Below are 15694 nucleotides of genomic sequence, written 5' to 3'. Positions count from 1 at the left end.
GGGTGTTTCCTTTTATGTGTTTGAAGGGGCGTGCCCCGTTGCTTGTTGACACTTTATTCACAAATATGTCGCAGGGATAGCGCAATATATCGAACCCTTTGTTCGAAATTATTGAACAACACAAAAAAAGCCCCAATGTGGTACTCTATACCTATCATTTAAAACGATTTTAAACAGGCAGAATGCTGCCCAAGAGCTTTATGACTGAACAATCTATGTTGACGCTTCAGGTGTTACAGCAGCGGCTGGATGCACTGATGCTGCGCGACAAACAGCGCTTTGCGCGCCGCCTGCATGGCGTAAAGAAAGTAAAAAATCCTGATGCGCAACAGGCCATTTTCCAGACGATGGCGAAAGAAATTGAACAGGCTGCGACCCAGGTCGCTCTCCGCGAAGCGGCGCGCCCCTCAATCACTTATCCGCAAAATCTGCCTGTTAGCCAGAAGAAACAGGACATTCTGGAAGCGGTCCGCGATCATCAGGTGGTGATCGTGGCAGGGGAAACCGGTTCCGGTAAAACCACCCAGTTGCCGAAAATTTGTATGGAACTGGGACGCGGAATTAAAGGACTTATTGGACATACTCAACCGCGTCGTCTGGCGGCGCGCACCGTCGCTAACCGCATTGCCGAAGAGTTGCAAACGGAGCCTGGCGGCTGCATCGGCTATAAAGTTCGTTTCAGCGATCATGTCAGTAGCAACACCATGGTCAAACTGATGACGGACGGTATCCTGCTGGCGGAAATCCAGCAGGACAGGCTATTGATGCAGTATGACACCATCATTATTGATGAAGCGCATGAACGCAGCCTGAATATTGACTTCTTGCTCGGCTATCTGAAAGAGCTTCTGCCGCGTCGCCCCGATCTGAAAGTGATTATTACCTCTGCGACCATCGACCCGGAACGCTTCTCGCGCCACTTTAATAACGCGCCGATTATCGAAGTCTCTGGCCGAACGTATCCCGTAGAAGTTCGTTATCGCCCCATCGTGGAAGAGGCTGACGACACTGAACGCGATCAGCTACAGGCAATTTTCGACGCTGTTGATGAACTGGGGCGTGAAAGTCCCGGCGATATCCTGATTTTTATGAGCGGAGAGCGGGAAATCCGCGATACCGCCGACGCCCTGAACAAGCTGAACTTACGGCATACCGAAGTGTTGCCGCTGTATGCACGCTTGTCGAACAGCGAACAGAACCGCGTTTTCCAGTCGCACAGCGGACGCCGTATCGTGCTGGCAACTAACGTGGCGGAAACGTCGCTGACGGTGCCGGGTATCAAGTATGTGATCGATCCTGGCACTGCGCGCATCAGCCGCTACAGCTACCGCACTAAAGTGCAGCGCCTGCCGATTGAACCGATCTCACAGGCTTCCGCCAACCAGCGTAAAGGGCGTTGCGGGCGCGTATCGGAAGGGATTTGCATTCGTCTGTATTCGGAAGATGACTTTTTGTCACGTCCGGAATTTACCGACCCGGAAATTCTACGTACCAACCTGGCGTCGGTTATTTTGCAGATGACCGCCTTGGGGCTGGGTGACATCGCCGCCTTCCCGTTTGTCGAAGCGCCGGATAAGCGCAATATTCAGGATGGCGTACGTTTGTTGGAAGAGCTGGGGGCGATTACCGCCGACGAACAGCAAACGGCATATAAGCTGACGCCGCTAGGCCGACAATTATCTCAGCTGCCGGTCGACCCGCGCCTGGCGCGTATGGTTCTGGAAGCGCAAAAACATGGCTGTGTGCGCGAAGCGATGATCATTACTTCCGCACTCTCTATTCAGGATCCGCGCGAGCGCCCAGTGGATAAGCAGCAGGCTTCCGATGAGAAACACCGGCGTTTCCATGATAAGGAATCCGATTTTCTGGCGTTTGTTAACCTGTGGAATTACCTCGGCGAGCAACAAAAGGCCCTGTCGTCGAATCAATTCCGCCGTCTGTGTCGCACCGACTATCTGAACTATTTACGCGTGCGTGAGTGGCAGGATATCTATACCCAACTGCGTCAGGTGGTAAAAGAACTGGGGATTCCGGTAAACAGCGAACCCGCAGAATACCGGGAAATTCACGTTGCGTTGTTAACGGGGCTGTTGTCGCATATCGGGATGAAAGATGCCGATAAACAAGAGTACACCGGCGCGCGTAACGCCCGATTCTCTATTTTCCCCGGTTCCGGTTTATTCAAAAAACCGCCGAAATGGACAATGGTCGCAGAACTGGTGGAGACCAGCCGCCTGTGGGGGCGCATCGCTGCCCGCATTGAGCCAGAATGGGTGGAACCGGTAGCCCAGCACCTGATTAAACGTTCATATAGCGAACCGCACTGGGAGCGGGCGCAAGGCGCGGTGATGGCGACGGAAAAGGTTACTGTCTACGGTCTGCCGATTGTCGCCGCGCGCAAGGTGAATTATAGCCAGATTGACCCGGCGTTGTGTCGCGAGTTGTTCATCCGCCATGCGCTGGTGGAGGGGGACTGGCAAACCCGTCACGCCTTCTTCCGTGAGAATCTAAAATTGCGTGCGGAAGTCGAGGAACTTGAGCACAAATCTCGCCGCCGCGATATCCTGGTGGATGACGATACCCTGTTTGAGTTTTATGACCAGCGTATTAGCCATGACGTTATTTCCGCCCGCCACTTTGATAGTTGGTGGAAAAAAATCAGCCGCGAGACGCCGGATCTACTCAACTTTGAAAAAAGTATGCTGATTAAAGAAGGCGCGGAAAAAATCAGCAAACTGGATTACCCGAATTTCTGGCACCAGGGCAATCTCAAGCTGCGTTTGAGCTATCAGTTTGAACCGGGCGCGGATGCTGACGGCGTGACCGTCCATATTCCGTTGCCGCTACTTAACCAGGTTGACGAGAGCGGTTTTGAATGGCAGATCCCAGGGCTGCGCCGTGAATTAGTGATTGCGCTGATTAAATCGTTGCCAAAACCGGTACGTCGCAACTTTGTTCCGGCGCCAAACTATGCTGAAGCGTTTTTAGGTCACGTAACGCCGCTGGAGCTGCCGCTGCTGGACGCTCTGGAGCGTGAACTGCGCCGGATGACCGGCGTCACGGTCGACCGGGAAGACTGGCATTGGGATCAGGTGCCCGAGCATCTGAAAATCACGTTTCGCGTGGTGAATGACAAAAACAAGAAACTGCAGGAAGGGCGTTCGCTCGCCGAGCTTAAAAATGCGCTGAAAGGCAAAGTGCAGGAGACGCTCTCGGCGGTGGCGGATGACGGCATTGAGCAGAGCGGGCTGCATATCTGGAGTTTCGGCGAGCTGCCGGAAAGCTACGAACAGAAACGCGGTAATTATAAAGTGAAGGCGTGGCCGGCGTTAGTGGATGAACGTGACAGCGTCGCTATCAAATTGTTTGATAATCCGCTGGAACAACAACAGGCGATGTGGTGCGGTTTACGCCGTCTGCTGTTGCTCAATATTCCTTCACCGATTAAGTATCTGCATGAGAAATTGCCGAATAAAGCCAAGCTGGGGCTGTACTTTAACCCGTACGGCAAAGTACTGGAGTTGATTGATGACTGTATTGCCTGCGGGGTAGATAAACTGATAGATGCCAACGGCGGGCCGGTGTGGAGCGAAGCAGGTTTCACCGCGCTGCACGAAAAGGTACGCGCCGAGCTGAATGATACTGTGGTGGATATCGCGAAGCAGGTTGAGCGCATCCTGACGACCGTATTCAATATCAATAAGCGTCTGAAAGGGCGGGTGGATATGAGCATGGCGTTGGGGCTTTCCGATATCAAGGCGCAGATGAGCGGTCTGGTATACCGTGGTTTTGTGACTGGCAACGGCTTTAAACGTCTCGGCGATACGCTGCGTTATCTGCAGGCAATTGAAAAGCGGCTGGAGAAACTGGCTGTCGATCCGCACCGCGATCGGGCGCAAATGCTGAAAGTCGAAAGCGTCCAGCAGGCGTGGCAACAATGGATAAATAAATTGCCTCCAGCGCGTCGCGAAGATGATGATGTTAAAGAGATCCGTTGGATGATTGAAGAACTGCGTGTCAGTTATTTCGCCCAACAGCTCGGTACGCCTTATCCTATTTCCGATAAGCGTATTTTACAGGCCATGGATCAGATTACGGTCTAAAAAGCCAGGCGACGATGTCTTTCAAAGAGATCCGGTACAAGTTCGGAACAAAAAGGAGGAATTATGAATACAACGCCATTTCCGGCGCTCTCTGCGGAAACATTGCTGGCGGTGAATACCGTCGGACAGTGGCTGGCGCAAAATGATTTTTCCGGCGAACAACCTTATTCGTCGGATTGCGTCGTCCTGGCGGGCAATGCGGTGATCCCCACTATCGACGCGGCCTGTCGCATCGCCAAAGCGCAAGGCGTTCCTTTACTGATTAGCGGCGGTATAGGTCATTCGACGCCGTTTTTGTACGCCGTGATTTCCCGGCATCCGCGCTACCACACTATTCGCACAACCGGACGCGCTGAAGCCGCTATCCTCGCGGATATCGCGAACCAGTTCTGGCATATTCCGGCTGAGAAAATTTGGCTGGAAGATCGGTCAACTAATTGCGGCGAAAATGCCCGTTTCTCCTGCGCACTGATCCGTCAGGCGAAAGAAAACATTAACACGGCTATCGTTGTGCAAGACCCCACCATGCAGCGGCGCACTATCGCGGCGTTTCGGCGCGTAACAAACGACGACACCGATGCGCCGCGCTGGCTGAGTTTTCCTGGTTTTGTTCCGGTACTGCGCCACCTTAACGGCGGTACACGTTTTGCCAACGTTGAAGAGGGCATCTGGACGGTGGAGCGTTATCTGTCTCTGATTGCCGGCGAGCTGCCACGTTTGCGTGACGATGAAACAGGGTATGGACCGCGTGGTAAAGATTTTATCATTCACGTTGATATCCCACGCGATATTGAAAAGGCATGGCAGGTATTGCAGGCAGATACGACGCTGCGCAGTGCGTTAGAACAGAGAGCTTTACGCTAAAAATCGCCCGTTTGCGAGGGTGAACGGGCAAGTGCGACCACCATTTCATAAATTTGATGAATTATTTATAAAAGCTGGTTATGTTGTCGCTTTACGGTTTTCATTCAGGACGCGCTATGGGCAATAAGTATTCCGGCCTGCAAATTGGTATTCACTGGTTAGTCTTTTTTCTGGTTATTGTGGCTTACGCCGCGATGGAGCTACGCGGTTTTGCGCCGCGTAGTTATCGGCCCTGGTTTAATATGACGCATGTTTCATGTGGCATCACTATTTTGCTTTTAATGGTGGCGCGCTTGATTATTCGGCTGAAATATCCCACGCCGCCCATTGTTCCTCGTCCAAAACCGATGATGACCGGAATGGCGCATTTGGGACATCTGGTGATTTACCTGTTATTTATCGCGCTGCCTGTTATTGGTCTGGTCATGATGTATAACCGCGGCAATCCCTGGGTCGCATTTGGCATTACTATGCCGCATGCCGCCGAAGCTAACTTTGAACGCGTAGATATGCTGAAATCCTGGCACGTCACGCTGGCGAATCTGGGCTATTTTGTTATTGGACTTCATGCCATCGCTGCTTTGATGCATCACTATTTCTGGAAAGACAATACGCTGTTACGGATGATGCCGCGTAAGCGTGACTGACCGTCCTGTATGACGTTTGTCGCAGGTGGGGTTAACTGCTTCAGGCAAACAAGGTATCTATCAGAGGGGATGGCGTATTCCATACAGAAAACGCCTGCGTCTAACCAGGACCCGTGACGCAGGCGAAGGAGGACGGGTCTACATCGGAAGCGGGTATTATACTTATTTGTATGACAAATAAAATAAGCAATTGCTATTCCGTAATCCAATGTTTAATCAACGGGTTAAACCAACATGATCGCGCTGCCGACCGCTCGGAAGTGCCTGTACTTACAATGAACGTGGCATAGTGGCGGAAAATAGCGCAACGGCGCCATGTTGCTCCAAAGTCACCTTAGCGAAATGTTCGTCCAACACGCTGCGTAACGTATCGGCTGAATCATTGGTATTACTGAATATTCCTTTCTTGTTATAAACAGCCATTAATTTCTTACCAAAAGCATTGTGAGGAACCTCTTTGCCCAGAATCGTGGCGCCAAAAAGTGTGCCGCCGGGTTTAAGCGCCATACCGGCATTTTTAATTGCCTTCGCTTTTGTTGTCATCTCACCAGGTAAGCAGTGCAGAAGATAGTACATCGAAACGGAATCGAAGCGCCCGTGCCAGTCCGCCGGGAACGTGTCGAAAACATCGTGTTGTAGTGTGGCGCGGATTTTCGTATTACCCACTCGGCTGGCGGCTATTTTCAGGCTATCCGGATTTAAATCCATCAGCGAAATGGCATGAGTCGCAGGTGCATGTTTCAGGTAATAACCTGTACCTACGCCAATATCCAGGTGAGTCTCGCCCATGTGATGCAGGAAGAAAGGAAGTAGTCGCGTATCAGTAGGACACTTCCATGCATATTTGTTTGAGATATTGAGTACCCACCAGTCATATAAGCTAAGCGTGAATGGGTTATAGACTTTTGCGCCTGATTGTTGTGTATGCTTCATTGTTCTCTCACTAAATAATTTCGCGCTGGAATTAAAACAACGAAGCAATCGTTAGGCAAGCATTAATCAGGTGAGTGAGTAATTTAATGCGATGAATAAAGGAGATACTATGAATTAAGCGGCTATCTTAAAGAATATAGAGGATAATAATAGCTGATAAATGAATTGATCAGTCATATTATTATAAGCTGATAATTAATAATCGTTAATATAAATATATTAAGCCTTATGATAATAGCAATGCAATTAAAAGCATGAGAAACAATATTTATTCATACACATAAAGCGATTATTGCACATTAATTGATATTTTAAATGTTACGCTGAGATAGCCATCTTTATTTAATATCACCTACCTGGAGGCGATATGATTGAGGTTTTTGAAGCGTTTGGCTGGACCTTACTTTTAGGCGGTCTGGCAGTGGCAGTACTGTTTATCACTGCACTGGATAGAAAACGGTAATCATTGCATTTGACGCGCCTGTTGAGTTGGTATTACAAATAATTGTACCTGAAATCTACCACTTCTGAATTTTGCGATATTTTGCCATTCTGACGGCAAGGGGTAATCCTGACTAAAGTTACCGCCGCTTACCAACCAGACACGATGGTAACTTTTTGAAAGCGTTGTCAGATTATCAATATATGTCTGATCGGCTTGCGCATAAAACAGTGAGCCAAAGCCATAGGCATTCGGTCTGCCTGATGTTCCGTGTGCGTTAGGCGGTGTATAAAGAAACGTACGATAATCTCGCTTATTATAATACACATAACTTAAATAATCGAACATTTTACTGACTACCACGGCATCATTAGGCTGGTGACGGGTATTAATATAGTTTACCAGTGGTTTAAACTCGTCTATGTGCTCAGGGTTATTATGATAGAAACCATAGCCGAATAATAAGGTGAATAAGATAAAACAGAAGCCACAAACCGCTTTTTTTGCGCGGGTAAGTAATACCGCGAGCAGGGGGGGAATGCTCAGCGATGAGAAGAAAAAATAACGATCGATAAATAACGGCATCCACCAGGAAATGATGAAGACCAGCATTACAGGGATGACCAGATTACAAAATAATATCAGCTGATATCTTTCATATTCTCCGTTGTATAAAGATATTCGCCCCACAGTACCGATAAAACCTCCCACAGCCAGCCACAGAATGAACGACGGAAAACCCTGTCCGTTGTTTCCGGTAAAAAAATGCCAGTACATCGCAGGCAGGTCACGCCATGTTACGGGGGGAATCCAACCGATATCATTACCGGCTCTCAACTGCGCCAGATGAGTCAGTAAATTAAACAATACGGGCAACCAGGGGAGATAAGCGACAGCAATCGCCAGGTTAGCAAACCACCAGCCAGGAAGTTTAAGGTAGCAAGCCGTTTTATGGCTTTGGCAGGATAATATTGTTACTGCGATCCAGTGGGCAATAAGTGTAAATAGGGTGAAATAATGGGTGTAAAAGCTGAACGTCATAAGTAAAGCATACGCGACAAGATAGCGATTATGGGTGGGTGTTTTTATCCACATCATCAATGCTAACGCGGCAGCGAGCGTTAGCATTCCCATTAACGCGTACATGCGCGTTTCTTGACTGTAATGAACTGCCATCGGCATCAGGGCGGCGAACCATCCCGCCAATAAGGCTGTACGCTCATTTGCCAGCCATCGCGTAAGCGCGATAACCAGCACAACTGTCAGGATCCCAAAGAGTAGACTGAGAGAGCGTACCGCTGCAATGCTATCACCCCATAATATCATCCAGTCATGCAGTAACAGATAATAAAGCGGGGGATGCACGTCAAAAGCGGCATGGAAGAGCAGATTATCTACGCTATGTCGACTAATCAGCACGCTGGACGCTTCGTCACACCAAAGGTAGCGGTCAGTTAAAAACAGCAACCGTATAAGGACGGAGAATATGACAATGAGACAAACATGATATTTATACTTTATTTTTCTTAACCCATCGCCGGGCTGCCATATGGATAGTTGTGGTAGCGCCATAATATCCTCAATGGAGTAAGACTTAGACCAGAATGGACACCTAACGCAATAATGAAGGTTAAAATCTTAACCAACACTAAATAAAAATAACTTTGATAATGTCAGCGATGAATTAATCAGAATAGTGCAGTGCAACTCAGTAATCCTGACCGTAATGGCGAAGCAGTCTATGCTCTAAAAACCGGGTCAAACCGACGATAAAGGTAACGCCAATAAGATACACTATGGCGGCAAAAAGGTAAGCATGGAAGAATTTAAAGCTAGTTGCAGCAACCTCCTGAATTCGCGCGAAAAACTCAGTATATTGGATAAGAAAAACGATGGTGCTGTCTTTAAGGTTATTAATCATCTGATTCGTTAAGGCTGGAATGGAAGACAACAATACCTGAGGCAGTATAATCCACAAAAAGACCTGCCGTTTGTTCAACCCCTGAACGACTGCTGCCTCCGTTTCATACTTATTCAATGCGTTATAGGCCGTTGTCATGTACGCGGCATTATATGCGCCGACGTTTAAAGTAAACCCTGTAACCGCCACGGTAAAAGAGGACAGGTGAATGCCAGATTGAGGTAAACCATAATAGATAACAAACAGAATAAGAATGAGTGGCGTACCGATAAAGAAATCCATGTACAGTCGAGTTATGGCTTTTACCACGGGGCGATGGCTCAGGCTCAGAAAGAAAATAATAATTCCCCACAAAAAACCGGTGATGGAAACAATCAGCGCAAGTTTACAGGTTTCTTTAATACCGTCCACAACAAGTGGCAGTTGTTCAGTCAGGTCATTAAAGAAGAGAGACCAGCCAGCGATCATCGTTGTGCCTCGCTAAAAAAACAGTGGATATCTGGATCCGTTTCTCGTAAAGCAAGATCGGTAAAAGCGCCTTCTGCACGAATTTTGCCATGATTAAGAAACGTTACGTTATCGCTTAGTAATCTGGCGAGGCGAATATCATGAGTGACGCATAATATAGTGACGCCATTGTCGTGAAGTTGCTTGATCAACATTCCGACTTCACGAGTCATGAGCGGATCAAGCGCAGACGTCGGCTCATCAAAAATAATGAGTTCTGGGTCGGTGACCATTGTACGGGCCAGGGCGACGCGCTGTTGCTGCCCGCCCGATAATTGCGAAGGGTATTTCGCGCTATGCGAGACCATATCAAGTTTTTGTAGCTCATGTAAGGCTTTCTCCCGGGCTAGTTGTCCCGGCATGTCAAACACTTTACATAGGGCAAGGGTAATATTATCCATGACGTTAAGATGGCGATACAAAGCGTAATTCTGGAAGACACAACCGACTTTTTTTCTGAACTCAAGAATAGTAAATTCCTTGTCATAAATATTTCTCCCGTGAAAATAAATATCGCCATAATCAGGCTCTTCTAATCGAAGCAGACAGCGTAAAAGCGTCGTTTTTCCACAACCCGATGGCCCCATGACTACTTTCATGTCTCCCGATTGAATTTTCAGACTAACCGTATCAAGAACCTTTTTTCCTGAATATTCCTTACTTATCTCTTTTAGTTCCAGTAAAGCCATGAATATCACCTCTATTTTTATGCTTCAACTGATGCGATATTTTTTCTCAAACACTCCGGCCAGAAGAGTAAAAACTTTATAAATAATGAAATATAATACCCCGGCAAGAGTATAGATCTGCAATCCGTTCAGCGTGATGGCTGTCAGTGACATTGCCTGCTTCGTTATTTCAGCGATACCTACAGTATAAGCAAAGGGCGTCGCTTTTAATACAGAAGAAAACTCATTGATAATACCGGGCACAGAAAATCGCAACATCTGTGGCAGTTCAATATTTACTATAACCTGTAATTGACGCATTCCTGCTACTTTCGCTACCGTTATTTCGAATGGCTCAACTAATTTAAGCGCCCCTCTGAACACCTCGGCAAGATAACTCCCGCTGATTAAGCCGACGCTGAGGTTCATGGCCACCAGAGGTGAAACATATATGCCAATCGCTGGCAATCCAAAATAAACAAGAAAAACAGCAATAAGTATTGGAATTCCCCGAAGAATAAAGACCAGTACGTCGAGTATCTTCTGTAGTGGAAGGGGGAATAGTCGCCGTAATACGGCGACTGTAAGCCCGGTAAAAAACGCTGAGAGAAAACAGGTAAAGGTTACAAGCAGCGTATTACCAATCCCTTCCAATAGGAAATAAAAGATAGCCAGCATATTACCTGATGACATAGCTTACTATTTCATCCAGTTATCGACGATGCCAGATATTTTTTGTGGCCCTTGCTCTTTAAGCCATAAGTTAAAATCATCGCGCACGGGAGAGCCTTTCTTAAAGGCAATGCCAAGTTGATCAACATTCTTGAAAACATAACGACTTTCTATCGGCATCTTTTTCTTATTTTTGAAGGTAAAATAAACCGGCTCTTCTATAAAAGCCAGATCAAGATTGCCATTTTTTAGATCAGCCATCGTCTCATTATATGTTGGATACAATTTTACTTTACTTAACGAGTAGTATCCTTTGGGCTCCAGATCGTTTTTGATAAGGTCGGAGTAAGCCATTCCTCGAGGGTATCCAATAGAATATTGATTTAATTCATTGAGGTTATTGAGCGTTATTTTATGATTGGCCATACTGACCAGATAAAAAGAGTTGATGTAATAAGGTTCAGAAAAATCAATAACTTTCTTACGTTTATCTGTGATTGAAATTCCCGAAAATGCGACATCTGCCTGACCACTCGCCACTGCGCCAAGCATTCCATCCCAGGCATATTCGGTGATGTTTAGCTTACAATGCCGTGACTGACAGTAAGACGAAAAAAGCTCCAGATCTATCCCCTGCAATTTGCCATCAGCACTTTTAAATAACATAGGGGGAGAGGCCGGTGATACTGCGACATTGAGTGTTCTCCCTTCAACGATGCTATCAGCAAACGCTGAAGACGACATTATTCCCAACACTATCATCGATAAGCCAAATTTTTTGGATAACATGCTATCTATTTCCTGTAGTAAGGTAATGCGTATTATAAATTAAGCATTAGGGCGTGAACCTGACATTTGCAGGCGTAAAGTACTTAACATTATGTATTCCATCGCTGTTAACTAATTTAATCAGGAGGTTTGACAGGAATCATCAAAGGGAATGGATTGAATATACCATGAGATATCAACTGGATATGAGTGCAGCGACCCCATGAAAGGTGAAAATGTAAAAATACCATAGACATTAGTATACTGGACATAGTTTATGCTCCATTTACGCATACATATTTACATGATAAGCAGATAAATGCTTCAGTGACGGTGTATTTAATGTCTCTAAGTATCATCTTACCACTCTATCTAGGGCCAATATAAAGACTTATCTTTGCTTGTCAAATACATTTTCTGAGCTAAGTTGATTTGCGTGCTATCTATATTTGCAAGCATATAAATTATTTGTTTTATGAACAAGCGACAACAAATCAGGAGTTCTGACGATGTTGTTATGTTTATCAAAACGTTAACTTGTTTTAATCGATAATAATCTTAATTCAGAAATATCTTAATATATGCGGTTGTCGAGATAAAATTCTCAAATTAACATCGTACATCTTATGTAATAAATATAAATACGATTAATAAATCCAAAACTGAGACTGCCAACCGGATAACAAACAGCAATAAAGAGGGTTCTTCATTAAGTTATCCTGGCAATGGTTAAGGTGGTAACATTTTCGGTGGCTTTACCCATTTTAATCGTGTTCACAACACGTTAATTACCTTATGATTACCATGGTAATTAAAAATGAATCCTCGATGACTCGTTGGCTGAATGAAAAGAAAATTCTGCATCACATAGGCGCATGTATCGCGTATAATGGGCTCCGATGTCCCTAATCATTGCTATGACATAATAATATGTATCTTAACCGCTTTTGTTATTTACTCCTGATCTCCGCTGCGGTCGGAAGCATTTTTACATCGCATCCCGTCGCGATGTGGTTCCTGCTCGCCAATGTGCTAACGCTGGCGATCTACGGTGTAGATAAAACGGCGGCACGTAAAACCTGGCGCAGAGTGCCGGAATCCACTTTGTTGGTGTTTGGGGTTGTCGGTGGGTGGCCTGGTGCGATTGTTGGTCAACAACTCTTCCGTCATAAAACGCAAAAGCAGCCATTCAAAACATACTTTATCGTCAGTGTGATAGTGAGTATTGTAGTTACGGTGGCGATCTATCGACTCTATCCATTTTTGTCCTACTGAACATAGAGTATGGATCACTTATTGACCAACCGGCAGCAAAGACAACCTCATATTTTCATGCCACCGGCACTATGATATTGAGCGGTGTATTACTCAAGGCGTACCGCAGCCGATGGAACTTTATTCAGTGGAATAATGATGAGCTATAAAACTTTCTAACATTATGGCAAAACAATGATGGACTTCCTGGGTTGGGTGGACAAAGTCATTGAAGACGTATTGCGGACAAATATCCAGCTGAGGGTCTTTAGCCCCGGGGACATGCACATAGCTATGGTGAGTATAAGGGTTTTCCGTATCATAACCAATATTACTGGCCACCTCCATTATCATCTTAAAAGCATCGGCAGTCTCGAAATAGCATATTTTATGCTCAGGGTATTTTTCTTTTAATTCTTCAACATTAGTTTTTAACAGGGCATTGTGAGCGATGCTTTCATCCTTAAGTTTTCTTTTTTCATCAGAATGTTTGCCATAAGGTGTTAAAGACAAATCGGGAATCCCCAAGACCAAAACATTATTGACTCCACCGGAAATTATTTTTTTCAATATCATCAATTTGTTGCTCAACGACCATTATTACATTATCTTTGTGTAGTGTCATATAGTCATTAGCCCCCAATAAAAATATCGCCAGGTCCTGGTGAGAAGGGGTGTAAGATGCGATTTGTCTGTCCGTATTTGATACAAAGTCACCGAGGCAATTAAAGCAGGAATAGCTTGCCGATGTACTTCCCCCTTCAGCAAAATTAAGCATCTCTTTACCTAAGAAGTGTGGAGATGATAAAAACTCAGTCCAGGTAAATCCATTAGTAAACCTTCCGCCAAAGTATTGACCATAGGAGGGTAAGATATGATGTGTTTTTTCAAACATACGCCCCATGGAGTCAGATAAACTGTCGCCAAAAAATACCAGCCTGGTAATATCACCTAAAGAAATATTTTTTGGTTTGGGATGTAATTTATTGATTTCTTTGGCAAGACCAAAAGGTTCCGGATGACATTCAACCTCAATAGATAAAATATTTTCATCATTATCATCTTTAATAATCAACTTATCGGCGTGTGCCTGTGATTCTATAATAAACTGTTCTTTACATCCCTGAGACGCTAAGGCTCGAAGTTTGATGTAGGCTCCGCGAACCTGTACCGGTGTTAGATTCAGTTCCTGATAGTGGTAAAGTTTAAAGATACATTCGAGCGCCTCTGCATGGTAAGTGGTGAAAAAATATGCTTTGATTTTCTCCCATAAACTTAATTCCGGAAGGCGTGCGCTTTCTTTTATCGCATTAAATTTTTCAGAACTGATAGATGATGTGAAATAACCCTGTCCAACACTCAATGGCATAGTGTCCTCCTTACTTTATTAAACACGCTTTAGCAAAACATTAATTAACAAATATTAGCAAGAAAAGTAATCAGGTAAATGGTGTATATAGAATTGCGCTTCTTTAACAGTTTGTCGCCGCCAATAAAATACATGCAATATTTATTGTTTTTCAACGAAGTAAATATATCATCAACAACGTGAGGTTAATGCCGGGTACATATTGTCTGACTGCTATCATTATTGACTGTGCGTCTGGTTAAGGCAAACCTCTAAAAAAAGTAGCCACTCCTGATTTTAGTGTGCTGGCGTGGGTATGAGCTGGCTTGATACTCAGGAAAATTAGGTAAACTTATCATCCAGCTATTATTTCCAAGGGGGGTATATAACGTGTTGATTTCTATTTTCATATTAAATATTTCTTAAGTGAGTTAACTATAATGAGTGATGATTCAATTATTAAAAACTCTTCAATGCTTTTGGCCTATTTAGGTGGTCTGGGATGGGGGAGCGCCTATTTTTATGGCTGGGGCGTCTCCGCGTACTATGGTTTCCCGTGGTGGTATGTAGGCGTCGGCCCTGACAACATTGCCCGAAGTCTATTCCATGCGATTAGCCTGATGGCTATATTCATAATAGCATGGGGAGTGGGTATTCTATTGTTTTTTTTAGTAAAGCAAAAAGCACGTATCCACGACCTTAGCTTCTTACGCCTTTTTTTGGCAGCGGTTTTGTTCTTTATTCCAATTGTTATCGAGTTTTCTCTCTTAACAGAATCGTTTTTGTGGGAGCTTTTTTTTATCATTTTACTGGTGGCTTTATGCCTATCGGTGGGGATGCGTTTTTATAGTAAATTGATGCCAGTGATTTGTTTTACGCAACTCAGTTGGGTGCGAAGACATTGTTTCACTATAGTTATGATTGGTTTTATTATATATTTTTTTATATTTTCTTTTTTTGTTGGGATCTATAAGCCACAATTAAAGAAAGAATACGAAATGATATTGTATGATGGAGGCTGGTACTACGTCCTGGCCAGATATCATGATAGTTTTATTTTGTCGAAATCCTTTACTAAAAATAACAATAGATTTATTATTTTTAGACCAGAAGATGGGCACTCTTATGAAATTACTCTGGTAAAAGTCAGGCTTTAATAAAATGCTGGTTGGCAAGAGCGTGAAATGACGCCAGAGCTTCCCATAGCAGCGATTGAGGAAAGAACTGAGCGCCCATATCTGTAGGCTGTGGAATAGCAATACGGGCATTGCATGACACTTTATCTGACATTACCATTTGAGTGACAGGTTAGCAGATGTTTCAGGCCAAACCCAAGTTGAACTGGACCGCTCAGAAGCCGATTACCTACATAACAAATATTGGCCGCAAGCTTATGCTGTGGGCGAAATATACGACCGCTATTAGCCAGACTGGCTGTTAGGTGATGCTGCCAACTTACTGATTTAGTGTATGATGGTGTTTTTGAGGTGCTCCAGTGGCTTCTGTTTCTATCAGCTGTCCCTCCTGTTCAGCTACTGACGGGGTGGTGCGTAACGGCAAAAGCACC

General features: G+C 45.1%; 12 protein-coding genes and 2 pseudogenes. 6 read left to right on the top strand and 8 right to left on the bottom strand.

The window, feature by feature from the left end; translation table 11 throughout:
- Nucleotides 1-200: 200 nt before the first annotated feature.
- The 3 genes from hrpA (at nucleotide 201) to cybB (ending at nucleotide 5614) form a co-directional block, all read left to right on the top strand.
- A complete protein-coding gene (hrpA, locus tag ACH0WD_RS07355) occupies nucleotides 201-4103 on the top strand; it encodes an ATP-dependent RNA helicase HrpA (RefSeq protein ID WP_023165695.1) in 3903 nt (1300 codons plus the stop codon).
- Between the two features lie 63 nt (nucleotides 4104-4166).
- Complete coding sequence (locus ACH0WD_RS07350; protein WP_001098511.1) at nucleotides 4167-4967, top strand: YdcF family protein; 801 nt, start codon at nucleotides 4167-4169, stop codon at nucleotides 4965-4967.
- 116 nt (nucleotides 4968-5083) lie between these two features.
- Entirely contained in the window at nucleotides 5084-5614 is a 531-nt protein-coding gene (gene cybB, locus ACH0WD_RS07345; RefSeq protein WP_000527277.1) for a cytochrome b561, read from the top strand.
- A gap of 270 nt (nucleotides 5615-5884) precedes the next feature.
- On the opposite strand, the gene ACH0WD_RS07340 is transcribed toward cybB, so the two are convergent.
- The 6 genes from ACH0WD_RS07340 to ACH0WD_RS07315 form a co-directional block, all read right to left on the bottom strand.
- A complete protein-coding gene (locus ACH0WD_RS07340; RefSeq protein ID WP_000683309.1) occupies nucleotides 5885-6547 on the bottom strand; it encodes a class I SAM-dependent methyltransferase in 663 nt (220 codons plus the stop codon).
- Between the two features lie 463 nt (nucleotides 6548-7010).
- On the bottom strand, nucleotides 7011-8561 hold the full coding sequence (locus tag ACH0WD_RS07335; RefSeq protein WP_001747563.1) for a glycosyltransferase family 39 protein: 1551 nt from the start codon (nucleotides 8559-8561) through the stop codon (nucleotides 7011-7013).
- A gap of 136 nt (nucleotides 8562-8697) precedes the next feature.
- Nucleotides 8698-9378, bottom strand: a complete 681-nt coding sequence (locus ACH0WD_RS07330) for an amino acid ABC transporter permease (RefSeq protein WP_000560159.1) — start codon at nucleotides 9376-9378, stop codon at nucleotides 8698-8700.
- Entirely contained in the window at nucleotides 9375-10106 is a 732-nt protein-coding gene (locus tag ACH0WD_RS07325) for an amino acid ABC transporter ATP-binding protein (protein ID WP_172480765.1), read from the bottom strand. The genes ACH0WD_RS07330 and ACH0WD_RS07325 overlap by 4 nt, the downstream gene beginning before the upstream one ends.
- 24 nt (nucleotides 10107-10130) lie before the next feature.
- Nucleotides 10131-10778 carry an amino acid ABC transporter permease gene (locus tag ACH0WD_RS07320; protein WP_000094440.1) on the bottom strand — a complete coding sequence of 216 codons (648 nt, stop codon included), beginning with the start codon at nucleotides 10776-10778 and terminating at the stop codon, nucleotides 10131-10133.
- 6 nt (nucleotides 10779-10784) lie between these two features.
- Nucleotides 10785-11546 carry a transporter substrate-binding domain-containing protein gene (locus tag ACH0WD_RS07315; RefSeq protein WP_000949373.1) on the bottom strand — a complete coding sequence of 254 codons (762 nt, stop codon included), beginning with the start codon at nucleotides 11544-11546 and terminating at the stop codon, nucleotides 10785-10787.
- A 909-nt stretch (nucleotides 11547-12455) separates the two neighbouring features.
- Between ACH0WD_RS07315 and ACH0WD_RS07310 the strand changes: the two genes are divergently transcribed.
- Nucleotides 12456-12800: a DUF1294 domain-containing protein gene (locus ACH0WD_RS07310; protein ID WP_000281191.1), complete on the top strand. Its 345-nt coding sequence runs from the start codon at nucleotides 12456-12458 to the stop codon at nucleotides 12798-12800.
- Between the two features lie 120 nt (nucleotides 12801-12920).
- On the opposite strand, the pseudogene sseJ reads toward ACH0WD_RS07310, so the two are convergent.
- Nucleotides 12921-14148: pseudogene (sseJ, locus tag ACH0WD_RS07305) on the bottom strand (SPI-2 type III secretion system effector SseJ).
- Nucleotides 14149-14567: 419 nt separating this feature from the next.
- Here sseJ and ACH0WD_RS07300 point away from each other — a divergent pair.
- Nucleotides 14568-15284: a hypothetical protein gene (locus ACH0WD_RS07300; RefSeq protein WP_001527697.1), complete on the top strand. Its 717-nt coding sequence runs from the start codon at nucleotides 14568-14570 to the stop codon at nucleotides 15282-15284.
- Between the two features lie 122 nt (nucleotides 15285-15406).
- On the opposite strand, the pseudogene steB reads toward ACH0WD_RS07300, so the two are convergent.
- Nucleotides 15407-15568 (bottom strand): annotated as a pseudogene (gene steB / locus ACH0WD_RS07295) (type III secretion system effector SteB); the annotation flags it as partial.
- 54 nt (nucleotides 15569-15622) lie between these two features.
- On the opposite strand from steB, the gene ACH0WD_RS07290 reads away from it, so the two are divergent.
- The coding region (locus ACH0WD_RS07290; RefSeq protein WP_001568368.1) for an IS1 family transposase at nucleotides 15623-15694 on the top strand (72 nt) is incomplete at its 3' end.

Source organism: Salmonella sp. 2020_1395 (genome assembly GCF_043848115.1).
Classification (GTDB): Bacteria; Pseudomonadota; Gammaproteobacteria; order Enterobacterales; family Enterobacteriaceae; genus Salmonella; species Salmonella enterica.
The sequence above is the reverse complement of the archived record's forward strand: the minus strand, read 5'-3'. Positions and strand labels throughout refer to the sequence as shown.